The sequence below is a fragment of the Streptomyces sp. KL109B genome (assembly GCF_030766935.1).
Classification (GTDB): Bacteria; Actinomycetota; Actinomycetes; order Streptomycetales; family Streptomycetaceae; genus Streptomyces.
In genome coordinates this window covers 520,699-543,060 of the sequence record NZ_JASERL010000004.1, presented here as the reverse complement: position 1 = coordinate 543,060, position 22,362 = coordinate 520,699, and the positions used below count along the sequence as shown (strand labels likewise).

Genomic DNA, 22,362 nt, shown 5'->3' with positions numbered 1-22,362 from the left:
CTTTGGGCTGCTGGTTGTGTGTGCGTTGGCGGGTGCGGGTTCTGCTGTGGTTGCGTTTGCGCCCACGCGGCGGAGCCGTAGACCGCCACAGTCCCGCGCCCCTGGAGGGGGCGCCCGCCGCCGTTTGGGGCGCCTTGGGCCCCCGCGGGTGCGTGTCTGGCGGGGGTGGGCAGGGAGCATTCTCATAGTGCGGCTATGGGAAAAATCAGACGTGCTCTGTCCACCGCCCGGCTGCCGGCGGCGAGCCTCGCCTCCGCGGTTCTCGTCGTGGGGGCCGCCGCCGGGCCCGCGGTCGCCGAACCGTTGCCGGACGGGCTCGGGCCCTGTCTCGGGGACGCGTGCCCGGACTCGTATCCGGAGCCTCACAACGGCGGCCTGTCCGGGCGCGACAACAACATCAACGTCTTCGTCGGCGGTGACTTCCTCGTGCGCCAGGGCGCCGCGGAGGCCGAGGGCAAGGTCGTCGTCATGGGCGGTTACGACCAGGACAAGGACCCCAGCGCCTCGGGGATCTACAACGTCGGCATCGCGGGCGTCGGCTCGCGCGTGCCCCCGGACGACGGCACCGACTTCATCACCACCGGCGGCGACCTGACCGTCGCCCAGGGGGAGCGGCTGGCCGTCGAGGCAGCCGACGCCGACGGAGTCGCGCGCATCGGGGGCACGTTCAGCGGCGTCGTGGAGTCGAAGGCCGTCCGCGACCCCGACGCCGCCAGGCCCTACACCGGCATCCGGGAACACCTCACCGACGCCAGTCACTGCTACGCGTACGACAACGGCGCCCGCCGCACCCCGACCGGCACCGCCGTCAACGACGGCAGCACGACGACGTTCACCGGCGACGGCAGCTCCCCGATCCAGGTCTTCGACGTCGACTTCGACCTCATCTCCGCGAGCGGCGGCTCCGCCGGCTACCGCTTCGCAGGCATCCCGTCCGGGGCCACCGTCCTCGTCAACGTCTACGGCGACGCCCGGAAGATCAACACGTACGAGGACCTGCTCCCGCCCGAACTGCGCGACCGGCTGCTGTGGAACTTCCCCGACGCGAGCAGCGTGGAGCTCGCGGGCGGCACCCAGTTCTCCGGAAGCACTCTGGTGGGCAACCCGTCGAGCACGACGACGATGACGATGTCCGGCTTCAACGGCCGCTTCTACAGCGCCGGTTCGCTGACCCACACCTCCCCGGCGGGCGCCGGCGGGGGCCAGGAGATCCACGCGTACCCGTTCGTCGGCGACCTGCCGACGTGCGAGGACGACAGCCTCCCCACGCCCACGCCTACGCCTACGCCCACGACCCCGACGCCCACTCCGACGTCTCCTACCCCCACCCCTTCACCGACCACCCCGACCCCCACCCTCTCACCGACCACCCCGACCCCCACCCCCTCCGACACCACCCCTGCCCCCACGCCGAGCGACGGCGGTGACGACGGCGGGGCCTCCGGTGGCAGCACGGGAGGCACGGGAGGCGGCGGTGAGCTCGCCGACACCGGTACGCCCTCCCTCGGCACCGCGGTCCTCGGCTCGATCGCGGCGGTCACCGCGGCGACCGGTGCGGGCGCCGTCTACCTGACCCGCAGGCAGCGCCGTGCCAACGGCCGTGCCTGAGCCGGAGGTTGACGCGCCGGTAACGTGAAGATTGAGCGAGAGTCGCCGCGCCCCGTTGCGAGCCCGCAACGGGGCGCGCACGCTGCCGATCGTGACAGTAACCGCCCAAGCCCCCATACCCTCCGGAGCCCCGCTCCTCGGCTCCATGCTCGACCTGAAGCGCGACGCGCTCGGCACCTTCCTGCGGGCCCGCGAAACCCACGGCGACGTGGTCAAGTTCCTCGCGGGACCGCCCGGACTGCGGCGCGCCATGTACGGACTGTTCTCCGCCGAGGCCGCCCAGCAGGTCCTCGCCACCGAGTCGGGCAACTTCCGCAAGGACAACCTCTTCTACGAGGAGCTCCGCAGCACCTTCGGCAACGGCCTGCTGACCAGCCAGGACGAGACGTATCTGCGTCAACGCCGGCTGGTCCAGCCGCTGTTCACCCCGCGCGGCATCCGGGTCTACGACACGGCCGTCGTCGGCGAGGCCGAGGCCACCGCCGAGAGCTGGCGCGGCCGGGACAGCGTGGACGTGGCCGCCGAGATGGAACTCTTCACGCTGCGCGCCGTCGCCCGGATCCTCTTCGGCGCCGACATCGACACCGCCGTCCCGGCCGTCCGCCGCTTCTTCCCCGAGATCAGCGAGACGTCCCTGCGGCGCGCCTACGGCGCCGGCATCGTCAAGCCCGACTGGCCGACGCCCCGCAACCGCCGGTTCGACTCCGCGCGCCAGGAGTTGTACGCCGTCTGCGACACCCTGATCGCCGAGCGCAGGGCCGCCGAAGAGCCCGGCGACGACCTGCTCGGGCTGCTGATCCAGGCGCGCACCGAGGACGGCGAGACGCTCTCGCCGGACGAGATCCGCGACCAGGTCCTCGTCTTCCTGCTCGCCGGGCACGAGACGACCTCCACGTCGCTCACCTTCGCCCTGCACCTGCTCGGCCGGAACCCTGAGGCCCAGGCCCGCACCCGCGAGGAGATCGACTCGGTGCTCACCGACGGCCGCCCGCCGCGCGCCGCCGACCTTGACCAACTCCCGTACACCGAACGCGTGGTGAAGGAGGCGATGCGGCTGTACCCGGCCGCCGCCGCGGTCGGCCGGCAGGCGGTCGCCGACACCGAGATCGACGGCGTACTCCTCCCGGCGGGCGCCGACGTCACCATCTCCGCGTACGTCACGCACCGGGACCCCGCCCACTGGCCGGACCCGATGCGCTTCGACCCGGACCGCTTCCTGCCGGAGGCGGAGAAGGGCCGCCACCGGTACGCGTGGATGCCGTTCGGCGGCGGCCCGCGCGCCTGCGTCGGCGCGCAGTTCGCGATGCTCGAATCCGTCCTCGGCCTCGCCACGCTGCTTCGGTCGTACGAGGTGGTGGCCGAGGACGACCGGGAAATCGCGACGGCGTTCGGCATCACGATGCGCCCGGCGGAACCGGTCCGGCTGCGGTTGACGGCGCGTTAGGGGCCCTAGCCGAGGAACCGCTCAAGCGCCGCCACGACCAGCTTGTGGTCCTCGATCTGCGGCAGCCCGGAGACCACGACGGCGCCGACGACTCCCGCTCCCCGTACGGTGACCGGGAAGGCGCCGCCGTGGGCCGCGTACACGTCCTGGTCGAGGCGCGAGGTGTCCTCGAACGTCGTGCCCTTGGCCCGGAAGCGGCTGCCGACCAGGTACGACGAGGCGTGGTAGCGCTCCACGACGCGGCGCTTGCGGGCGATCCACGCGTCGTTGTCCGGGGCCGAGCCCTCCAGCGCCGCGTGGAACAGCTGCTGGCCGCCGCGCGTGATGTCGATCGCGACGGGGGCGCCGCGCTCGCGGGCCAGCTCCACGAGCAGATTGCCGAGCGCCCAGGCGTCGTCGTACGTGAACGAGTCGAGGACGAGCCTGCGCTCCTGCTCCTCCAACTCGGCGATCTGCGGGGCGCCTTCGGGATTGGGACGGGGGTTGAGGGGGCTCACGGCTTCACCACCACACCGTCGCGGGCGGACACGCGGGCCGCCTCCAGGACGTCGAGCGCGTCGGCGGCCTGGGTGGCGGGGACCGGGTTGGGGGCGCCGTCGCGCAGGGCCGCGGCGATGGCGGCGTAGTACGCGGGGTAGTCGCCGTCGAGCGTCGCGTACGGGCGGCCGCCGCCGGTCTGCGGGGACTCGCCGGAGCCGACCCGGCCCCACATGGCCTCGCCCTCCACGCCCCACGGCTCACCGGCCGCCGGACGCCTCCCGTCGCGCAGCGCGGCCTCCTGCGGGTCGAGCCCGTACTTCACGTAGCCCGCCTGCGAGCCCAACACGCGGAAACGCGGGCCGAGTTGGGCGGTGGTGGCGGAGACGTACAGATGCGAGCGGACGCCGTTCGCGTGGGTGATCGCGATGAACGTGTCGTCGTCGGCCTCGGCGCCGGGGCGGCGCACGTCGGACTCGGCGTAGACGGCGACGGCGGGACCGAACAGCACCAGCGCCTGGTCGACGACGTGACTGCCCAGGTCGTACAGCAGCCCGCCGATCTCCTCCGGGTCGCCGGACTCGCGCCAGCCGCCCTTCGGCTGCGGCCGCCACCGCTCGAACCGCGACTCGAACCGCCAGACATCCCCCAACTCGCCCTCGGAGAGGAGGGATCGAAGGGTGAGGAAGTCGTTGTCCCACCGCCGATTCTGAAAGACGGACAGCAGTACGCCCTGCTTCTCGGCCAGCTCCGCGAGCTCACGGGCCTGTGCCGCCGTGCCCGCGACCGGCTTGTCGACGACGACCGGGAGGCCCGCCTCGATGGCGGCCTTCGCGAGCGGCACGTGCGTCTTGTTCGGCGACGCGATGACGATCAGGTCGAGCTCGTCCGCGTGCTCCCACAGGTCGTCGGGGGACGCGACGAAGCGCAGGCCGTCGCCGTGCTCGGCGCGCGCCTGCGCCTGGCGCTCGGGGTTCGAGGTGACGACCGTGTCCAGGGTCAGGCCCTCGGTCGCGGCGATCAGTGGAGCGTGGAAGACGGAGCCCGCGAGGCCGTACCCGACGAGCCCCACGCGGAGCGGAGTACTCATACCAGTCATGCCAGTCATGCCTCCACTTAAGCAACGGTGTTGCCAAAGTGCAAGCGCGGGAGACAATGACTGGTGATGGACTGGTGATGGGCTGGTGGGGAGCAGGGTGACGCAAGGGTGACGCAAGGATGGCGCAGGGGCGATGCAAGGGCGATGCAAGGGTGATGCATACGTGAGGAGGACCATGGCGGCGACCGTGGGCGCGAACCTGAGCGCCCTGCGCGGGCACAACGCGGCGCTCGTGCTCGATCTGCTGCGCACGGCGGGGGAGACGGGGATAAGCCGCCTCGAACTCGCCGAGCGCACCGGGCTCACGCCGCAGGCCGTCAGCAAGATCACGGCGCGGCTGCGGGGCGACGGCCTCGCCGTGGAGGCCGGCCGCCGCGCCTCGACGGGCGGCAAGCCGCGCACGGTCCTGCGGCTGCTCGCGGGGGCCGGGCACGCGGTCGGCCTGCACCTGGACCGCGACGAGCTGCGCATCGTGCTCGCCGACCTGTCAGGCGCGGTGGTCGCGGCGCGGCGGGCGCCGCTGGACCTGGGGGCGGGTTCCGACGCGGTGCTCGCGGCGGCGGCCTGCGAGGTGGACGCGCTGCTCGACGCGGACGGCGGCCAGAGCGTGCTCGGCGTGGGCGTCGCGGTACCGGGCCCGCTCGACCACATGGGCGGCGTACTGCACCGGGTCACGGGCTTCCCCCAGTGGGACGGCTTCCCCCTCCGCGACGCCCTCGCGGAGCGCCTCGGCCTCCCGGTCGTCGTCGACAAGGACACGAACGCGGCGGCGCTGGCGCTGGCACTTGAGGGCGAGGGCGAGGGTGCGGGTGAGGGCGCGGGGGAGCAGTCCTTCGCCTACCTCCACCTCGGTACGGGGCTCGGCGCGGGCCTCGTCCTCGACGGCGCCCTGTACCGCGGCGCACGCACCGGTGCGGGCGAATTCGGCCACCAGGTGATCCAGTTGGACGGCCCGGTGTGCGGTTGCGGCAACCGGGGGTGCATCGAGGCGCTCTGCCTCGCGGCGGTCGCATCCGGCACGGACGAGGGGCTCGACGAGGCGGCGCGGGTGCTCGGCGAGGGCGCGGCGAATCTGGTGAGCCTGCTCGACATCGACGCGGTGCTCTTGGGTGGGCGCACGGTGGCCGCGCACGAGGATCGCTTCGTACGCGGTGTGGCCCACGTCGTCGCGGCCCGCGCGCGGCGTGAGGGCGGTGGCCCCGCGATACCCGTCCGGGCGGCTCCCGGCGGTGACACCTTGGCCGTCGAAGGCGCCGCCCACATGATCCTCGCCCCCGTCTTCGGCCACGCCACCCCTCACCGCTCGTAACCCGTACCGGGGGAGGGCGGGGAAGCCGCGTGCCCCGGGCAGGGGGGGGCGGACTCCCGTGTCTGTAACGCCGGTTCGGCAAATCAAGCCCCGCCGGCGCTTGAGGCGCGGGGTCCGGGGCAGCGCCCCGATCTTTTCCGGCCTCGGCGGCGAACGACCACATCCAAGCCCCGCTGGCGCTTGAGGCGCGGGGGCCGGGGCGGAGCCCCGATCTTTTTCAGTCTCGGCGGCGAACGACCACATCCAAGCCCCGCCGGCGTTTGAGGCGCGGGGTCCGGGGCAGCGCCCCGATCTTCTCCGGCCTCGGCGGCGAACGACCACATCCAAGCCCCGCCGGCGCTTGAGGCGCGGGGGCCGGGGCGGAGCCCCGAGGCCGCAACCACGGCACCGGTTGCGCCGACCGAGGGAAACCGGAGGACACCGCGGCGCGCCGCAACAACCCACCCCACCCCCGCCGGAGAGGCTATTCGTTCCGCGACCCGTAAAGGCCCGCCATGCGACTGCGCCGCCCACTCACCCTCGGCGTCACCGCCACCGCCGCCACCGCCGCCTTCACCCTCGCGCCAACACCCCCCACGCCAGCCGTCGCAGACACCGGCACCCGCGCCTGCTCCGCCGCCACCCACGGCGACTTCCCCATCGACACCCGTATCGACGAGGGCCCCGCCACCTACCACCCCGGCGCCGCCCCCCACCGCTTCTCCCTCGACCTCACCAACACCACCGCCACCCGTTGCGCCGACCTCCACCCGGTCCTCGTACTCGTCGACCGGACCAAGCGCCTGACGCCGAAGCGCATCAAGCTGGAGTTCCGCGACGGCACCCGCTGGCGCCCCGTCGACTTCGAGCGCACCGAGGCCCGCGAGAACATCGGCGTGTTCGGCGAATTCCCCGGCTTCTCGGTCGGCGCGGGCGACACCGTCACCGTCGACGTACGCCTCGCGTTCACCGACGGCACCCGCCCCGACCGCGTCACCGCCAGCGCCGCGCTGGTCCGCCGCAGGGACGACGACGGCGACTGGGTCGGCGAGTCGAACGGCTACCCGTTCACCATCGAGGAGCCCACGGGCCCGACCCTCGCCGACGAACTCGCCCGGACGGGCCCCCGCGCCCTGCTGCCCCTGGGCATCACGGCGGGCGCCCTCCTCCTCGCCGGCGCGACGCTCGTCGTCGGAGCCCGCCGCCTCCGCACCGCAGGACGCTGAACCCGGGCCTCCACCCCTGCCTCAACCCCCGCCTCAACCCCGCCTCCACCCCCACGTTCACCCCCATCTGCGAACATCCCCGGGTGGACTACCCGAACGACCAGGCGCCCGGCGCCCCCGTGCGCGACGGCATCCCCGAGCACGGGCGCATCCCGAAGTACTACGCCGCGAAAGCCCAAATCGCCGCACTCCTACGGGAGTTGACCGAGGGAGACCCTCTCCCCACCGAACGCGAACTCGCCCTCCGCTACGAAGTCGCCCGCGAAACCGTCCGCCAGGCCCTGCGCGAGCTGCTGCTCGAAGGCCGGCTGCGACGCCAGGGCCGCGGCACCGTCGTCGCGGGACCGAAACTCGCCCAGCCGCTCTCCCTCGCCTCGTACACGGAGGGCGTCCGCCGCCAGGGCCGCCGCCCGGGACGCACCCTCATCGGCCTCGAACGCTTCCCGTGCCCGCCCGCCCTCGCCGCCGAGATCGGCCTCGAACGCGGCGAACCCGTCTGGCACATGGAGCGCGTACTGCTCGCCGACGACGAACGCGTCGGCCTCGAATCGACGTACGTTCCCGTGGCCCGGATGCCGCGCCTCGACGCCGAGTTCGACCCCGACTCCTCGTTCTACGCCTACGTCCACGACCGCCTCGACATCGAGTTCGGCTCGGCCGACGAGCGCATCGAGACGGTGCTCGCGACCCCGCGCGAGGCCCTGCTGATCGGCACGCCGCCCGCGCTGCCGATGCTGCTCATCCACCGGATCTCGTACGACACCGGGCGCCGCGCCCTGGAGCGCGTCCGGACGCTTTACCGGGGGGACCGGTTCTCGTTCACCGCGCGTTTGGGCGCGGAGGGCTGGTAACACCCCAGCGCCCACCAGGAGTTGAGCAACCCGGCTTCACCCGCATAACAGAAAGGTAACGGGTCTGGGCCAAGCTTGGGTGCCCGTTCACCGTCCCGTTGCCGGGCCGCTTCGCGAGGGACACCCGGCGCCAGGAGTGTTGCCGCCGTGAGAGACATCGACCAGAAGCTGAGCGGCATCCGGTTCGACCGGGTCTCGGTCACGTACGGCGGCAGCACCAGCAAGACCGGCAACAACACCACCGGCACCCTCGCCCTCGACTCCCTCGACCTGACCGTCGAGCCCGGCGAGGTGATGGCCCTGCTCGGGCCCTCCGGATCCGGGAAGACCACCGCGCTGCGCGCCGTCGCCGGGTTCGTGCGACCCACCTCGGGGCGGGTGTTCCTCGGCGAGCGCGACGTCACCGACCTGCCGCCGCACCGGCGCGGCATCGGCATGGTCGTGCAGAGTTACGCGCTCTTCCCGCACCTGCGCGTCGAGGACAACGTCGCCTTCGGGATGCGCGCGCAGAAGGTGCCGCGCACCGAGATCCCCACCCGCGTCGCCGAGGCCCTCGAACTGACCGGCATGGCCGCCTACGCCAAGCGCTATCCTCGCGAGCTCTCCGGCGGCCAGCAGCAGCGCGTCGCCATCGCCCGCGCCCTCGCCGTCCGCCCCGGCGTGCTGCTGCTCGACGAGCCGCTGTCCGCGCTCGACGCGACGCTGCGCTCCGGCATGCTCGCCGAACTGGCGCGCCTGCACCGCGAGTTGCCCGACGTCTCGATCCTGTACGTCACCCACGACCAGGTCGAGGCGCTCACCCTCGCCGACCGAATAGCCGTCATGGACCAGGCCCGCCTCCAGGACGTCGGCACTCCGCAGGACCTGTACCGCAGGCCCCGCACCGAGTTCACCGCCTCCTTCGTCGGCAACGCCAACCTCCTTCCCGTACAGGTGGGTTCGCGGGACAAGGACACCGTCTCCTTCGGCTCCACCGAACTGAGGGTCCCGGAGCGGCGCGACGCGGCGGCCGGTTCCACCGCCACCCTCTGCGTCCGCCCGCACCTCGTCGGCCTCGGCGAAGGCCCCAACTCCCTGACCGGAGAGGTCCGCGAGGTCCAGTGGCGCGGCTCCACCCACCGCCTCTACGTCGATGTCGACGGCCACCGCGTCAAGGCCGACGTGCGCGAACTGCGCGAGCCGCCGGCGCTGGGGGAGCGGGTCACGGTCCACTTCGCGCCGGAGGACGCGGTGCTGCTCTCCGCGGGGGTGGGTGAGGACAATGGCTAGCGCCGCCCTTTCCGCACCCCGCCGGAGCGCCGTCAAGTCCCGTACGGCCAACAGCGGTTGGATCTGGGCCCTGCCGCCCGTCGCCGCCCTCGCCGTCGTCTTCCTCTACCCGCTCTACCTCGTCGTCCAGCAGTCGCTCACCCCCGACACCGGCGGCACCTCCCTCAAGCCGTACGCCGATGTCTTCGCGTCCTCCGCGTTCCGTGAGGCGCTCGGCACGACGGTGTGGCTCGCCGTCGGGTCGACGGTGGGGTGTCTCGTCCTGGGGTTCGTGCTCGCGCTGATCGTGGCGTTCGTGCCGTTCCCCGGCGCGAAGGGCGTCGCCCGGTTCATCGATGTCTTCCTGTCCTTCCCGTCCTTCCTGATCACGCTCGCCCTGCTGTTCGTGTACGGGCAGGTGGGCATGGCCAACGGGCTGTGGACGGACGTCACCGGCTCCGCCACCGGGCCCTTCCAGTTCCTGGCCACGCCGTGGGGCGTGCTGCTCGCCGAGATCACGTACTTCACGCCGTTCGTGATGCGCCCGCTGCTCGCCGCGTTCTCGCAGGTCGACACGGGGCAGCTGGAGGTCGCGGCCTCGCTCGGGGCGCGGCCCGCCCGGATCGTGCGGCAGGTGATCCTGCCGGAGGCGCTGCCCGCGCTCGCCGCCGGCGGCAGCCTCGTCCTCGTCCTGTGCCTCAACGAGTTCGGCATCGTCCTGTTCACCGGCGCCAAGGGCGTCACCACGCTGCCGACCCTCGTCTACAGCAAGGCGATCCTGGAGTCCGACTACCCGGGCGCCTGCGTCGTCGCCGTCGTCAACGTCCTTGTGTCCGTGGGCCTTTACGGCCTGTACCGGGTGGTGAGCCGTCGTGTTGGTCCATAGCAAGGCCGGCAGGTGGGCCACCTGGGGGCTCTTCTTCGTCCTCTTCCTGCCCCTCTTCGCCCTGCCCCTCCTCGTCGTGCTCGCGGCGTCCTTCGCCACGAACTGGTCGGGCGCCCTCCCCGCCGCCTTCACCGGCGGCCACTACAAGGCCGCCACCAGCGGCGACTCCCTCACCGCCCTGACCACGAGCCTGGTCACCGCCGTCACCGCGAGCGTGCTCGCGCTGGTCGCCGGAGGGTGGGCCGCGCTCGCGGCCGCCGCGCTGAGGAAGCGCGGGCGCCGGGTCATGGACGCCCTGTTCATGCTGCCGGTCGCCGTGCCGTCCGTGGTCGTCGGCCTCGCCGTCCTCGTCGCGTTCAGCCGGCCGCCGATGCTGCTCAACGGCACCCGCTGGATCGTGATCATCGCCCACACGATCCTGGTCACCGCCTTCGCCTACCAGTCCGTATCGGCCGCCCTCCAGCGCCTCGACCCGGCGTACGAACAGGCCGCGGCCTCCCTCGGCGCCCGGCCCGCGTACGTCCTGTGGAAGGTGAAGCTGCCGCTGCTCCTGCCCTCCCTGAACGCCGCCGCGGGCCTCTGCTTCGCCCTGTCCATGGGCGAGTTGAGCGCCACGATGATGCTCTACCCGCCGGACTGGATGCCGCTCCCGGTGCAGATCTACGCGACCACCGACCGCGGCTCCCTGTTCACCGGCTCCGCGATCGCGGTGGTCCTGATGGCCGCCACGCTGCTCGTCCTGCTGGCCGTCTCGCGGCTGCGCACCAAGGCCTCGTACCGCTAACTCATTCACGTACTACGGGAGTTCACCACGCCATGCGCAAGAACACGCTCACCACCGTCGCCGCCGTCACCGGCAGCCTCGCCCTCGCCGCGACCCTCACCGGCTGCGGCGGCAGCTCCGCCGCCTCCGACGACAAGGTCGTCACCGTCTACAGCGCCGACGGCCTCAAGGGCGAGAACGGCGACGGCTGGTACGACAAGGTCTTCAAGGACTTCACCAAGAAGACCGGCATCAAGGTCAAGTACGTGGAGGGCGGCTCCGGCGAGATGGTGCAGCGCGCCGTCCGCGAGAAGGTCAACACCCAGGCCGACGTCCTGGTGACCCTGCCCCCGTTCATCCAACAGGCCGACGACAAGGGCCTGTTGACGAAGTACACGCCCAAGGGCTCGGACCAGGTCGACGGCGCCGACAAGTCCGCGAAGGGCACCTGGACGTCCCTCGTGAACAACTACTTCGGCTTCGTCTACAACAAGAAGGAGCTGAAGACCGCGCCCACCACCTGGGAGCAGCTCCTCGACGCCAAGTTCAAGAACAAGCTCCAGTACTCCACGCCCGGTGTCGCGGGCGACGGCACCGCCCTGCTGGTCAAGGCCATGCACGACTTCGGCGGCAAGGAGCAGGCGATGGCCTACCTGAAGAAGCTCCAGGCCAACAACGTCGGCCCGTCCGCCTCCACCGGCAAGCTCTCCCCGAAGGTCGACAAGGGCGAACTCCTCGCCGCCAACGGCGACGTACAGATGAACTACGCCCAGTCCAAGGACATGCCCAACCTCGGCATCTGGTTCCCGAAGAAGGGCTCCGGAGGATCGGGGAAGCCGAGCTCCTTCGCCCTGCCGTACGCGGGCGGCCTCGTGAAGAACGCCCCGCACACCGCCAACGGCAAGAAGCTCCTCGACTTCATGCTCGACGCGAAGCAGCAGCGCGAGGTCAGCTCCGTCGGCGGCGGCTTCTCGCCGCGCGCCGACGTGCAGGCCACCGACGACGACGCCGTCGCACTCGCCAAGATCATGGACGGTGTGCAGATCTTCGAGCCGGACTGGAACGACGTCGCGAAGAACCTCCAGACGTACGTGGACGACTGGAAGTCGGCGACCGGCAGCTGAGCCCTCCCCGGTCGCCGCCGTACGTTGTTCAGACCAGGTCGACGAGGTCCGCGATCGAGTCGACCACCTTGGTCGGCCGGAACGGGAAACGGTCGATGTCCGACTGCGCGGTGAGCCCGGTCAGCACGAGATACGTGGTCATCCCGGCCTCCAGGCCCGCGAGCACGTCCGTGTCCATCCGGTCGCCGATCATGGCGCTGGACTCGGAGTGCGCCCCGATGGCGTTGAGCCCGGTCCGCATCATCAGCGGATTGGGCTTGCCCACGAAGTACGGGTCCTTGCCGGTCGCCTTCGTGATCAGCGCCGCCACCGAGCCCGTCGCGGGCAGCACGCCCTCCGTGGAGGGGCCGGTGTTGTCGGGGTTGGTGGCGATGAACCGGGCCCCGCCGTTGATCAGCCGGATCGCCTTGGTGAGCGACTCGAAGGAGTACGTACGGGTCTCGCCGAGGATCACGAAGTCCGGGTCGGAGTCGCTGAGGATGTAGCCCTCCTCGTGCAGCGCCGTCGTCAGACCCGCTTCGCCGATCACGTACGCCGTGCCGTTCGGCCGCTGGCTGTCGACGAACCTGGCCGTGGCGAGGGCGGAGGTCCAGATGTTCTCGACGGGGACTTCCAGGCCGATCCGGTTGAGGCGGGCGTGCAGGTCACGGGCCGTGTACATCGAGTTGTTCGTGAGGACGAGGAACGGCTTGCCGGAGTCCCGCAGCTTCTTGATGAAGGCGTCCGCCCCCGGGATCGGCACCCCCTCGTGCATGAGGACCCCGTCCATGTCGGTCAGCCACGATTCGATGGGCTTGGGCTCTGCCATGTGTGCGGACTCCTCGGCACTCGATACGGCACTCGATCTCGATACGCACTCGATACGGCGCTCGATACGGCTCTCGATCGACTGACCGCCATCGTATGCACGCACGGGACCCCTGAGGCGGCTGGCTCTCAGGATGCGGAACGCGACCCGAAGCGTGACCCTGCCTAAGAGGAGGTTCACGATGCGTGCAGGTGTGCTCGCTGTCAGTGTCACGGGGGTCGTCGTCCTGGCGGCCGCACCGGTCGGCGCCGCGGACGCGGCGGACACGGCAGGCCCAGGGGGTTCCTCCGGAGGGTCCGTCACGGTCACCCCGGCCGCCGCCCCCGCGGGCACCGAGGTCGACCTGAGGGTGTCCGGCTGCGAGGGCGCCACGGGCAGCGCCCGCTCCACCGCCTTCGTGGCCCCCGCCGAACTCGCGCCCTCCGCCGACGAGCCCACCCTCTTCGCGGAGGCCCGCGTCACCTCCTCCACCACGCCCGGCGCCTACCCGGTCTCGGTGACCTGCGACGGAGTCGAGGCCAAGGTCAAGGGCACCCTCCGCGTCCTCGACGGCGCCGCCGCCTCCGCCTCACCCACCCCGTCCCCGACCGCCCCCGTGCACGCGGGCGGCGGCGGCACCGCCCACGAGCGGCAGGCCCTCGCCGCCCACCAGGCCCCGGCCGCCGCCCCCAGCGAGGGCCCCGGCACCCGGCACGCCCTCATCGGCCTCGGCCTCGCCGCGGTCGCCGCCGTCGCCGTGGCCGTACGCAGCGTGCGCCGCCGCAGGTCGGCCGATACGCAGACGAGGCGCTGAGCCCGCCATGAACGACCGGTTGCAGGGCGCCGGACGGCTCCTCACGGGCGTCGCCTGGGCGGTGCTGCTGCTCGGCCTGTGGCTGTGGGGCCGCGGCGCCACCGACCTCGGCCTCTCCTCGCCGACCACCGGGGACGCGGCCGCCGTCGGCCGCCCCTCCGACGTCGACCTGCCGCCCGCCCACGAGCCCGTCGCGGGCGGCGCACCGCAGCGCGTCGACATCGCCGCGCTGAAGGTACGGGCGCCCGTCGTGCCCCGCGGCCTGGACGCGGGCGGCGCCGTCGACCCGCCGCCGTACGCGCGGGCCGGGGCCGTCGGCTGGTACGGCGACGGGGCACGGCCGGGGGAGCGCGGCACCGCCCTGTTCGTCGGGCACGTCGACACCGAGACCCGGACCGCCGTCTTCTACCGACTCAGCGAGGCGAAGCCCGGCGACACCGTGCGCGTGACCAGGGACGACGGCTCCGTCGCCGCGTTCACCGTCGACGACGTCCGGGTGCTCGGACGCGAGAACTTCGACCCGGCCAAGGCGTACGGACCGCACCGCTCCGACCGCGCCGAACTCCGCCTGATCACCTGCGGCGGCAGCTTCGACAAGGCCTCGCGCAGCTACACCGCGAACGTGGTCGTCTCCGCGTACCTCACCGACGTAACGGCGCCCGACAAGGCGGCGCGGCAGGCGAGTTGAGGGTCCGTCCCGGACACCTGGCCCGGCCGGCAGCCCGATCCCCCCGGAGCCGCCGGCCGGACTGGCCCTCGACCGTGCGGGAGACGGGCTGCGGGAGTGCCCGGCCTCGGCACGGGAGGCGTGATGGTCCATCAGACGAGCGTGCCAGGGTCTTGGGCCACTCCCTATGACTCTAGAACGGCTGGGCGATTCAGCCCAGGGCTCACGAGGAACCGGGCCTGACCCGCTCGTCGGGCAGCGTGCGGCGGATCACCTCGGACGCGACCTGGTCGAGCGGCAGTTGGTTCGCGCGCGCGTAGCTCCGCAGCGCACCGAACGCGGTGTCCGGCACGGTCTCCCACCGCTCGGCGAGCATGCCCTTCGCCTGCTCGATCAGCACCCGGCTGCTCAACGCCGCCCTCAACTGCCCGGTCAGCTCCCGGTATTGACTGTGGACACGGCGATTGTGCAGCCCGATGGCCGCCGCGTCGGCGAGCGCCTGGGTAATTGCCAACTCATCGGTACGCGGCGGATGGTGAGTCAAGAAGACGGTGAGCGCGCCGTCGAAGTCCTCGGCCCGGCGCAGCGGAACGGCGTACGCGGAGGTGATGCCGCGGCGGCGGGCGATCGCCGTGAACTCGGGCCAGCGGGTGGCGGCCGCCACCGATCCCAGATCGACGGGCGCCACCGCACGACCGGTCCGCAGCGTGTCATGAGCCGGACTCGCGGGCCCGTCGGAGGCCAGCAACTCCCGTACGACATCGGGTCTTTGGCCGCGATGGGTGGCGGGCGCGGGACAGTAGGGCCGGGCCAGCAGCACGCCCGCGCCCAGGGCGCCGAGCAGCTCCACGCAGTGGTCGGTGAGGCGGCGCAGGCAGCTCAGCGGGTCGAAGGTGTCGCGGAAGATCTCGGCGTACTCCAACAGGGCTGCGGCCAGGCGCAGTTCACGGGTCTCGTGAGTCAATTCGCGCCACCCTTCACCCCGCGCAACAGAGTCCTCCTTGCCGCCGCCTACCCGAGCCGCGGGCGCTGTAACAGGTCCTTGACAAGCGGCGTACGCGCTCGTGGCGCGGCGGGGACGTATGCCACGATTGAGGGCCAGACAGTGCACCCAAGGGGGAGTGGATGTACCGGAAACCGAGGGCTGGAGCGGTCGTCGTGGGGGCGGCGCTGCTCGTGGCGGCGTGTACGTCCTGCTCCTCCGGAGGAGGGGACAAGGAGGGCGACAACGCTGAGTCCCCCGTGGCCCAACAGCCCAAGGGCGCCGACCCGTTCTGGGTCAACCCCGACAGCAAGGCCGCCAAGGCCGCCGCGGCGCTCGCGAAGGACGGCAAGGAAGCGGAGGCCGCCAAGGTCCGCAGGATCGCCGAGCAGCCCAGCGGCGAATGGCTCCTGCCGGAGAACGCCACGGACCAGGCGCGCGGCTTCACGGAGGCGGCCCAGAAGGCGGACCGGGACGCGCTGCTCGTCGTCTACAACATCCCGCACCGCGACTGCGGCCAGTACTCGGGCGGCGGCGCGGCCGACGGCAACGCGTACCGGGCGTTCATCGACCAGGTCGCCGCGGGCATCGGGGACCGCCCCGCGACGGTGATCCTGGAGCCCGACGCGGTGCAGCACATGGTGGACAACTGCACGCCGCAGCAGTTCCACGAGGAGCGCTACGACCTGCTCAAGGGCGCCGTCGAGAAGCTCAAGTCCCTCAAGGACACGAAGGTCTACCTGGACGCGGGCAACGCGGGCTGGGGCAAGCCGGACCAGATCTTCGAACCGCTCCAGCGCTCGGGCGTCGACCAGGCCGACGGCTTCGCGGTGAACGTATCGAACTTCTACACCACCGACGAGTCCGTCCGATACGGCAAGGAACTCTCGGCGAAGATCGGCAACAAACCCTTCGTCGTCGACACGAGCCGCAACGGCAACGGCCCCTACACGGCAGGCGCCGCCGACGAACGCTGGTGCAACCCCCCGGGCCGCGCCCTCGGCGAAAACCCCACCACCAAAACCGGCGACCCCCAGGTCAAGGCCTACCTCTGGGTCAAACGCCCCGGCGAATCCGACGGCACCTGCAAGGGCGGCCCCAAGGCCGGCGAATGGTGGGGCGACTACGCCCTGAAACTAGCGGGCAACTGACCCCAATCAAGCGATCGTCGCCGGGCGACCTCGTCCCCCGCCACCCGCTAGGGCACCTTCACCCACTCCGCCTTGCTCGGCGTCCCCTCATCGTCCGTAACGAACAGCATGTACCACCCCGACTCCACCAGCGACCGACTCCTCGGCACCGTCACCGTGACCGAGTCGTCCGACTTCTTCAACTCAAGCGCGATCGACGTCTGATCGACATCCGTGACATGCGTGGACGCACTCGGCCGAATCAACCGCGCCGTCTTGATGGACGACACATGATCCGTCTTGTACGTCGCCGACCCACCCCGCCGAATCGTCCGCTCGCCCCCTTCGAGCGCCGGCCGCGAATCCCGGTACAGATACGGCGGCGTATACATCTCGATCCGCTGCTCGAACGTCCCCGGCTTCGTATTCGCCTTGTCCGCGTACAGCGAGTCCGAACCGAAGAACAGCACCCGCCCGTCGGGCAGCAGCAGCGACCCGGAGTGATAGTTGCGCCCCACGTTCGGATCGGCGACCCGCTTGAACGTGTTCCGCTTCGTGTCGTAGATCCGCGCCTCAAGGATGTTCGAGTCGCCGCGCCCCCGATAGTCCTCCGAACCACCGGAAACGAGCACCGAGTCGTCTGGCAGGATCGACGCCTGCGGATACCGCGTCCCCTTGTCCATCTTCGGCCCGTCCACGAACTTCGGGTTCTGGTCCTTCAGATCGACGAGCCGGGTCTTCTCGCTGGACAGCTTGGACTCGCCGACCCCGCCACCGCCGATCACCATGTACTTCTGGTCCTGCGCGGGCGGCAGCTCGACGGTGTTCGCCGTCTCCATCATGCCGGGATCCGAAAGCCCGGGAATCCGCTGGAACTTATTACTGGCCAGGTCCCAAATCCCGGGTTTGCGCCCGACGTTGTCCGGCCCGTATCCCGCGTTCGCACCCGAGTAGAAGATCTTCCCGTTCTCCATCTGGAACAGCGCCGGATACGTCGGGAACTGCCGGATGTCCTTCAGGTACGTCCACTTCTTCGTCTTCGGGTCGTACACCTCGTTCTTGCCCGGCACCAGCTGCCCGATCTCGTCGAGCCCGGACACGGAGAGCACCTTGCCGTCGGAGAGCGTGGTCAGCGTCGGGTACCAGCGCGCCTCGTTCATCGGGTCGACCTTGATGTACCGCTCGGCGACCGGATCGAACTCGTAGGAGTCCCTGATTCCCTGGAAGTCCTTCTTGTCCAGGGCGAGTTTCTGCGCGATGCCGTACATATTGCGGGCGTCCTGGCCGGTCAGGCCCTGCACCCGGTAGTTGTCCTGGGTGCCGGTCTCGTACTTGGCGCCGGACTTCTGCGCCTCCACGTACACCCGGCCGAGGCCCGGGTCATTGCGCAGGAACTTCCCGGTCGCCTTGTCGAAGACCTTCTTGGCGCGCTCGATCGTGATGTTGTCCTTGGCGACGAACGACTTGCCGTTCTTCTTTCCCGTGAAGACGGTGCCGGCCTTGATGGTCTTGGGCTCGTCCGGGTCCTCGTTGTGCACGATCATCAGGCCGCCGGCCTTGGTGACGTCGCCCTTCAGCTTCTCGTAGCGCTTGGTGCCGCCCGCGATCAGCAGATTCCCGTTCGCCAGCTGCGTATGTCCCGTGCAGAACAGGTCGGTCGGCGTGGGAATCTTCTTGATGGTCTTCTTCACCGGGTCGTAGAGCCGGGTGTCGAACTTCTTCGCGTCGAAGTTCTTCTGGTTGTTCCCGGAACCGGCGACGAGCAGAATCTTGCCGGTGTGCAGCAGCGCCGCGTGGATCGTGTTGAGGCGCATGTTCTTGGGGAACTCGATGACGTCCCAGTGCCCGTTCTCGGCCTTGTACTCCGGTCGGTTGATCTTGTACTCGTGGTACTTGGCCGATCCGAAGCGATACAGCCAGGGCCCGTTCATCCCGGCCAGCGCCAGGACCACCACCGTGCCGATGACTATGCGCCGGGCACGGCGGCGGCTCGAACCGTCTTTCACTTGTTACGTCCCCCCAGGGAAATCTGCATGGTCTGTTCGTTGTCCCCGTCCACCCCGGTGCGCGGCTGTGCGGCCCAACTGGGCCGCTGCTGCGGCACGTTGTGCGCCCGGGGCGGTGCCTGCTGCTCGGGGCGATCCTGCTGCGGGGCCTCGGGCGGCTTCGGCTTCTTCTTCTCCTGGCGGACCATGTAGCGCCACGCGAACATCGGGGCGGCGGTGATCAGCAGGGCGAAGGAGGCCCAGGTGATCATCGCCGGGTGGGAGTGCCCGTAGAGGAAGCCGGCGGCGATGGACGCGGCGAAGATGAGGATGAAGTACCAGTGGTAGCGGAAGGTCGCGAACCACCGGTCGGGGCTCGCGGAGTCGCCCTTCGGTGTCACCACGAACTTCGACTTCCGGCGCAGCACCGAATCGATCAGCGCCTTCGCGTACAGCGGCGCGGACAGCGCGGACATCACCATGCCGGCGACGCCGCCGGAACCCTCGGGTTCGTGCGGCGACACGTTGTGCCGGCGGTTCCACACGTAGAGCCCGATCTGCAGCGCCGACGCGTTGCCGTACAGCATCAGCCAGATCGTCGGGTCGATGTTCACACCCGAGGCGCCGAGACCCAGGAACAGCGCACAACTCAGCGCCGCCAGAATCCAGTTCATCGCCGCCATCGGGTAGAAGATGATCATCATCGTGTAGTTGAAGAGCTTGCTCGGCGGGAGCGTGAAGAAGCCCTTCCAGTACTGCTTGAGGATCGTCTCGTACGTGCCGCGCGACCAGCGCATCTGCTGGGTGAAGAAGTCCGTCCAGGCGCTCGGCCCCTCACCGACCGCGAGTACGTCCGGCGTGTACACGGAGCGCCACTTCTTCCCGGTGGCGGGGTTGCGGTGCCGGTGGATCTCGAAGCCGGTCGCCATGTCCTCCGTGATGGAGTCGTACAGGCCGCCGATCTGCTTGAGCGCCCTGATGCGTACGGCATTCGAGGTGCCGACGAACATCGGTGAGCCGTACCGGTTGCCCGCCCGCTGGATCAGCGCGTGGAAGAGGAACTGCTGGGACTCGGCGGCCTTGGTGATGAAGTTGTCGTAATTGCCGTACACCTGCGGGCCGATGACGAACCCGACGTTCGGGTCGCGGAAGAAGCCGAGCATCCGCTCCAGGTAGTTGGGCAGCGGCACGTGGTCGGTGTCGACGGAGGCGAAGAAGTCGTACGCGTCACCGTGAGCGTCCAGCCAGGCGTTGTAGTTGCCGTGCTTGGTCTTGGCGCGGTGCGGCCCCTTCGGCTGGTTCCACTTCTCAACTCCCTTGCGGGAGAAGTGATGTACGCCCAGGCGCGCGCAGACCTCCTTGACCGCCGGGTCGTCGCCCTCGTCGAGCAGCCATACATGCAGAAGACCCCGGTGGCGCAGCTTCACTGCGGCCTCCAGGGTCTTCGTCACCATCTCCAGCGGCTCTTTTCCCGGCACGAACGAGGTGAGGAACGCGACGCGCGTTCCGGTCTCGGGTACTACGGGGACCGGGTCGCGGGCGACGAGCGTCGCGTGCGCGTTGGACAGCACGTTCATGCAGCGGAAGAACTCGATGAGCCCGATGGACACGAGCATCACGATGTCGAGCGCGGGCAGGAACTCGTAGGCGGGGTAGTCCCGTTCGGTCCAGTGCTCGGGCTGCATCAGCCAGAACAGCAGCACCAGGGAAAGCAGCGGGGCCGCGCCCAGCATGAGCGCGGCCCTGATCCGGTGCGGCTCCTGTGAGAGCAGTGAGCGATAGCGCACCTTGTACGGCTTGGTGGGGTCGGGCTGGGTCAGTGGCCCGGCGAGCCGGCTGTAGTGCTCGTAGTCGTAGCGCGGCAGTGACTTTCTGATGCGCCTCAGACCGTTGCCCGTGCGGTGCGGTGGCACCCGCAGCTGGGTCGTCTCGGACGGGTCGAATTCTGGCCGCGCGCCCGTCGGCGTCGACGTCATGAGTCATCCCCCCGCACGCGTCACCGCGTGGTCGTCGGTCCGACGCCCTGGGGACGGGTTCCCCTCGACCGTGCCCCCGGGCGTATCGCTGGCGGGCCACCGTCCCACCCTTACCTACTTACATAGGACTGGAACGACGGCCTTCCGGTTGCATGATGCCCCCCTCGACATCGGTTCATGGGCGGGGCCCCTCTCCCCGCGCTCGGCAACCGGATCGGGCCCGGCATGTCACGGTGCCCATTTCAACTGCCTTGTACCGTAAGCCTCTTGGGAGCCAATGGCTCCATGACAGAGTGCTGTGCCCCGGTTCATGATCGCAAGGGCGATACGCCGGGAAACGTGACGTTTACGCCTGGCGGGTGTGGCGGGTCGCCGTGGTACGCCGAAGGCCCCCCGCAGTAGCGGGGGGCCTTCGGGGTGGTGCGCCATCAGGGACTCGAACCCCGGACACGCGGATTAAGAGTCCGCTGCTCTAACCAACTGAGCTAATGGCGCCTGTCGACCCGCATAACTTTACCCGACCCTCTGGGGTGCTCCTGACCACTCGACGCGCCGAGGTTTTGGGTAATTTCTGAGGATTTCAATCATTCGGACCGTCAACATGCGATTTGTCGGGACAGTTGAGACGCTTCCTGCGTGCGAAATCGAGGCTCGATATTCCAAAGTCCGGCACCGGAGTGTGAGGGGAATCGCATGGAGCGCATGAGCGCACCCGTATTCGTGGACGTCGACCCGGCCGAGGACTGCGACTGCGCGGGCTGCGCCGCGTGGCGGCGCTCCGTGTCCCACCCGGTGCGCACCAAGGTGGGCACCCGGCACGCCCTGGTCCTCGCCGCCGCCGCGGGCACCGTCATCGGCGGCCTCCAGACAACCCCGGCAGCCGCGGCCGAACACCGCGAGGTCAGGCCCCAGGCCCCGGCCCCGGACGACGAGGACAACGGCGACACGACACCCCAGGGCGGCACCGGCCCCCTGCACGGAGCACCGGCCCCGGCCGCCGCCTCCGTCTCGCTCACCCGGCCCCCGACGCTGCGCGGCACCTCGCGCACCGCGATCCTCGACCGGGCCAGAACGTGGATCTCGGCCAAGGTCCCGTACGACATGAACAAGTACTGGAAGGACGGCTACCGCCAGGACTGCTCCGGCTTCGTCTCGATGGCGTGGGGCCTGCCGGGCAACGAGTGGACCGGGAGCCTCGCCCAGTACGGCACCCGGATCACCAAGGCGCAGCTGCAGCCGGGCGACATCCTGCTCTTCCACAACCCCTCCGACCCGGAGAAGGGCTCGCACGTCACGATCTTCGGCGGCTGGGCGAACGCCTCGCGCACCCAGTACGTCGCGTACGAGCAGACCCGGCCGGGCGCGCGCGTGCAGACCACCCCGTACGCGTACTGGAGCCACTCGAAGAACTACATCGCGCTGCGCTACAAGGCGGTCACGGACGGCAGTTCGGGCTCGCGCGCGTCGTCGACGAAGTTCCCCGGAGCCAAGTACTTCGGTCCCGGCAAGAACAACTCGCATGTGACCCGGCTCGGGAAGATGCTCGTCGAGCGGGGCGGCAAGCGGTACTACCGGGTGGGCCCCGGGCCGAAGTGGAGCGAGGCCGACCGCAGGGCGACCCGCGCGTTCCAGCGTGCGCAGGGCTGGCGCGGCAAGGCGGCCGACGGCATCCCGGGGCCCACGACCTGGGCGTATCTGTCGAAGGGGCAGGGGCGGAGCATTCCGGCGGCCGGCGGGGGCGCCGGTGGCGGTGAGCGGGCCGGGTCGTCGGCCTTCCCCGGAAAGGCCAAGTTCCGGCAGGGCGCTACGAGCGCCGATGTCACGCGGCTCGGCGAGCAGCTCGTGAAGAAAGGGTTCGGCAAGCACTACCGCAAGGGTCCTGGGCCGCGCTGGACCGAGGCGGACCGGCGCAATGTCGAGGCGTTCCAGCGGGCCCAGGGCTGGCGCGGCAAGGCGGCCGACGGCTATCCGGGCCCCGAGACCTGGCGGCGGCTCTTCTCATGACGC

At 70.5% G+C, this 22,362-nt stretch carries 19 protein-coding genes and 1 tRNA gene; 13 read left to right on the top strand and 7 right to left on the bottom strand.

Annotated elements, in window-relative coordinates; genetic code table 11:
• Window positions 1-195 precede the first annotated feature (195 nt).
• The gene (locus RBJ65_RS17045; protein ID WP_306322303.1) at window positions 196-1,608 is read left to right on the top strand and encodes a choice-of-anchor A family protein; all 1,413 of its coding nucleotides are present in this window, start codon (window positions 196-198) and stop codon (window positions 1,606-1,608) included.
• 91 nt (window positions 1,609-1,699) lie between these two features.
• Complete coding sequence (locus RBJ65_RS17040; RefSeq protein ID WP_306322302.1) at window positions 1,700-3,052, top strand: cytochrome P450; 1,353 nt, start codon at window positions 1,700-1,702, stop codon at window positions 3,050-3,052.
• Between the two features lie 5 nt (window positions 3,053-3,057).
• Here the strand turns inward: RBJ65_RS17040 and RBJ65_RS17035 are convergent, their stop codons facing one another.
• Together RBJ65_RS17035 and RBJ65_RS17030 are read right to left on the bottom strand one after the other, a co-directional pair.
• A complete protein-coding gene (locus RBJ65_RS17035) occupies window positions 3,058-3,549 on the bottom strand; it encodes a heme-degrading domain-containing protein (RefSeq protein ID WP_306322301.1) in 492 nt (163 codons plus the stop codon).
• On the bottom strand, window positions 3,546-4,637 hold the full coding sequence (locus tag RBJ65_RS17030; protein WP_306322300.1) for a Gfo/Idh/MocA family oxidoreductase: 1,092 nt from the start codon (window positions 4,635-4,637) through the stop codon (window positions 3,546-3,548). The genes RBJ65_RS17035 and RBJ65_RS17030 overlap by 4 nt, the downstream gene beginning before the upstream one ends.
• 166 nt (window positions 4,638-4,803) lie before the next feature.
• Between RBJ65_RS17030 and RBJ65_RS17025 the strand changes: the two genes are divergently transcribed.
• From RBJ65_RS17025 to RBJ65_RS16995, 7 genes are all read left to right on the top strand, one after another.
• Complete coding sequence (locus RBJ65_RS17025) at window positions 4,804-5,937, top strand: ROK family transcriptional regulator (RefSeq protein WP_306322299.1); 1,134 nt, start codon at window positions 4,804-4,806, stop codon at window positions 5,935-5,937.
• 494 nt (window positions 5,938-6,431) lie between these two features.
• Complete coding sequence (locus tag RBJ65_RS17020) at window positions 6,432-7,142, top strand: hypothetical protein (RefSeq protein ID WP_306322298.1); 711 nt, start codon at window positions 6,432-6,434, stop codon at window positions 7,140-7,142.
• 83 nt (window positions 7,143-7,225) lie between these two features.
• Window positions 7,226-7,993: a GntR family transcriptional regulator gene (locus RBJ65_RS17015; protein ID WP_306322297.1), complete on the top strand. Its 768-nt coding sequence runs from the start codon at window positions 7,226-7,228 to the stop codon at window positions 7,991-7,993.
• Window positions 7,994-8,149: 156 nt separating this feature from the next.
• Window positions 8,150-9,262 (top strand): ABC transporter ATP-binding protein, encoded by a 1,113-nt coding sequence (locus RBJ65_RS17010; protein WP_306322402.1) that lies wholly within the window; start codon window positions 8,150-8,152, stop codon window positions 9,260-9,262.
• Window positions 9,255-10,127, top strand: a complete 873-nt coding sequence (locus RBJ65_RS17005; RefSeq protein WP_306322296.1) for a 2-aminoethylphosphonate ABC transporter permease subunit — start codon at window positions 9,255-9,257, stop codon at window positions 10,125-10,127. Before RBJ65_RS17010 ends, RBJ65_RS17005 begins: the two co-directional genes overlap by 8 nt.
• Window positions 10,114-10,911 (top strand): ABC transporter permease, encoded by a 798-nt coding sequence (locus RBJ65_RS17000; protein ID WP_306322295.1) that lies wholly within the window; start codon window positions 10,114-10,116, stop codon window positions 10,909-10,911. The genes RBJ65_RS17005 and RBJ65_RS17000 overlap by 14 nt, the downstream gene beginning before the upstream one ends.
• Before the next feature lie 32 nt (window positions 10,912-10,943).
• Entirely contained in the window at window positions 10,944-12,014 is a 1,071-nt protein-coding gene (locus RBJ65_RS16995; protein WP_306322294.1) for a 2-aminoethylphosphonate ABC transporter substrate-binding protein, read from the top strand.
• Between the two features lie 28 nt (window positions 12,015-12,042).
• On the opposite strand, the gene RBJ65_RS16990 is transcribed toward RBJ65_RS16995, so the two are convergent.
• Window positions 12,043-12,822, bottom strand: coding sequence for an HAD-IIA family hydrolase (locus RBJ65_RS16990; RefSeq protein ID WP_306322293.1), 780 nt, complete (start codon window positions 12,820-12,822; stop codon window positions 12,043-12,045).
• Between the two features lie 181 nt (window positions 12,823-13,003).
• Here RBJ65_RS16990 and RBJ65_RS16985 point away from each other — a divergent pair, with 181 nt between their 5' ends.
• Both RBJ65_RS16985 and RBJ65_RS16980 read left to right on the top strand, forming a co-directional pair.
• Window positions 13,004-13,615, top strand: a complete 612-nt coding sequence (locus RBJ65_RS16985; RefSeq protein WP_306332147.1) for a hypothetical protein — start codon at window positions 13,004-13,006, stop codon at window positions 13,613-13,615.
• A gap of 7 nt (window positions 13,616-13,622) precedes the next feature.
• Window positions 13,623-14,303, top strand: coding sequence for a class F sortase (locus RBJ65_RS16980; protein WP_306320367.1), 681 nt, complete (start codon window positions 13,623-13,625; stop codon window positions 14,301-14,303).
• A 202-nt stretch (window positions 14,304-14,505) separates the two neighbouring features.
• On the opposite strand, the gene RBJ65_RS16975 is transcribed toward RBJ65_RS16980, so the two are convergent.
• Complete coding sequence (locus RBJ65_RS16975) at window positions 14,506-15,246, bottom strand: GAF and ANTAR domain-containing protein (RefSeq protein ID WP_306320368.1); 741 nt, start codon at window positions 15,244-15,246, stop codon at window positions 14,506-14,508.
• A 161-nt stretch (window positions 15,247-15,407) separates the two neighbouring features.
• Here RBJ65_RS16975 and RBJ65_RS16970 point away from each other — a divergent pair, with 161 nt between their 5' ends.
• Complete coding sequence (locus RBJ65_RS16970; RefSeq protein WP_306320369.1) at window positions 15,408-16,415, top strand: glycoside hydrolase family 6 protein; 1,008 nt, start codon at window positions 15,408-15,410, stop codon at window positions 16,413-16,415.
• Between the two features lie 47 nt (window positions 16,416-16,462).
• On the opposite strand, the gene RBJ65_RS16965 is transcribed toward RBJ65_RS16970, so the two are convergent.
• The 3 genes from RBJ65_RS16965 to RBJ65_RS16955 form a co-directional block, all read right to left on the bottom strand.
• Window positions 16,463-18,400: a kelch motif-containing protein gene (locus tag RBJ65_RS16965; RefSeq protein WP_306320370.1), complete on the bottom strand. Its 1,938-nt coding sequence runs from the start codon at window positions 18,398-18,400 to the stop codon at window positions 16,463-16,465.
• Window positions 18,397-20,355, bottom strand: coding sequence for a cellulose synthase catalytic subunit (locus RBJ65_RS16960; protein WP_306320371.1), 1,959 nt, complete (start codon window positions 20,353-20,355; stop codon window positions 18,397-18,399). The genes RBJ65_RS16965 and RBJ65_RS16960 overlap by 4 nt, the downstream gene beginning before the upstream one ends.
• Window positions 20,356-20,773: 418 nt before the next feature.
• A tRNA-Lys gene (locus RBJ65_RS16955) sits at window positions 20,774-20,850 on the bottom strand.
• 207 nt (window positions 20,851-21,057) lie between these two features.
• Here RBJ65_RS16955 and RBJ65_RS16950 point away from each other — a divergent pair.
• The gene (locus tag RBJ65_RS16950; protein ID WP_306320372.1) at window positions 21,058-22,359 is read left to right on the top strand and encodes a peptidoglycan-binding protein; all 1,302 of its coding nucleotides are present in this window, start codon (window positions 21,058-21,060) and stop codon (window positions 22,357-22,359) included.
• Window positions 22,360-22,362 lie beyond the last annotated feature (3 nt).

Bases quoted from the DNA above. Each gene is read 5' to 3' on its own strand.
- RBJ65_RS17005 (WP_306322296.1), top strand. From the start codon at position 9,255: ATGGCTAGCGCCGCCCTTTCCGCACCCCGCCGGAGCGCCGTCAAGTCC.
- RBJ65_RS16985 (WP_306332147.1), top strand. From the start codon at position 13,004: ATGCGTGCAGGTGTGCTCGCTGTCAGTGTCACGGGGGTCGTCGTCCTG.
- RBJ65_RS17025 (WP_306322299.1), top strand. From the start codon at position 4,804: ATGGCGGCGACCGTGGGCGCGAACCTGAGCGCCCTGCGCGGGCACAAC.
- RBJ65_RS17020 (WP_306322298.1), top strand. From the start codon at position 6,432: ATGCGACTGCGCCGCCCACTCACCCTCGGCGTCACCGCCACCGCCGCC.
- RBJ65_RS16990 (WP_306322293.1), bottom strand. From the start codon at position 12,822: ATGGCAGAGCCCAAGCCCATCGAATCGTGGCTGACCGACATGGACGGG.
- RBJ65_RS16980 (WP_306320367.1), top strand. From the start codon at position 13,623: ATGAACGACCGGTTGCAGGGCGCCGGACGGCTCCTCACGGGCGTCGCC.
- RBJ65_RS16995 (WP_306322294.1), top strand. From the start codon at position 10,944: ATGCGCAAGAACACGCTCACCACCGTCGCCGCCGTCACCGGCAGCCTC.
- RBJ65_RS16970 (WP_306320369.1), top strand. From the start codon at position 15,408: ATGTACCGGAAACCGAGGGCTGGAGCGGTCGTCGTGGGGGCGGCGCTG.
- RBJ65_RS16960 (WP_306320371.1), bottom strand. From the start codon at position 20,355: ATGACGTCGACGCCGACGGGCGCGCGGCCAGAATTCGACCCGTCCGAG.
- RBJ65_RS16950 (WP_306320372.1), top strand. From the start codon at position 21,058: ATGAGCGCACCCGTATTCGTGGACGTCGACCCGGCCGAGGACTGCGAC.
- RBJ65_RS17030 (WP_306322300.1), bottom strand. From the start codon at position 4,637: ATGACTGGCATGACTGGTATGAGTACTCCGCTCCGCGTGGGGCTCGTC.
- RBJ65_RS17045 (WP_306322303.1), top strand. From the start codon at position 196: ATGGGAAAAATCAGACGTGCTCTGTCCACCGCCCGGCTGCCGGCGGCG.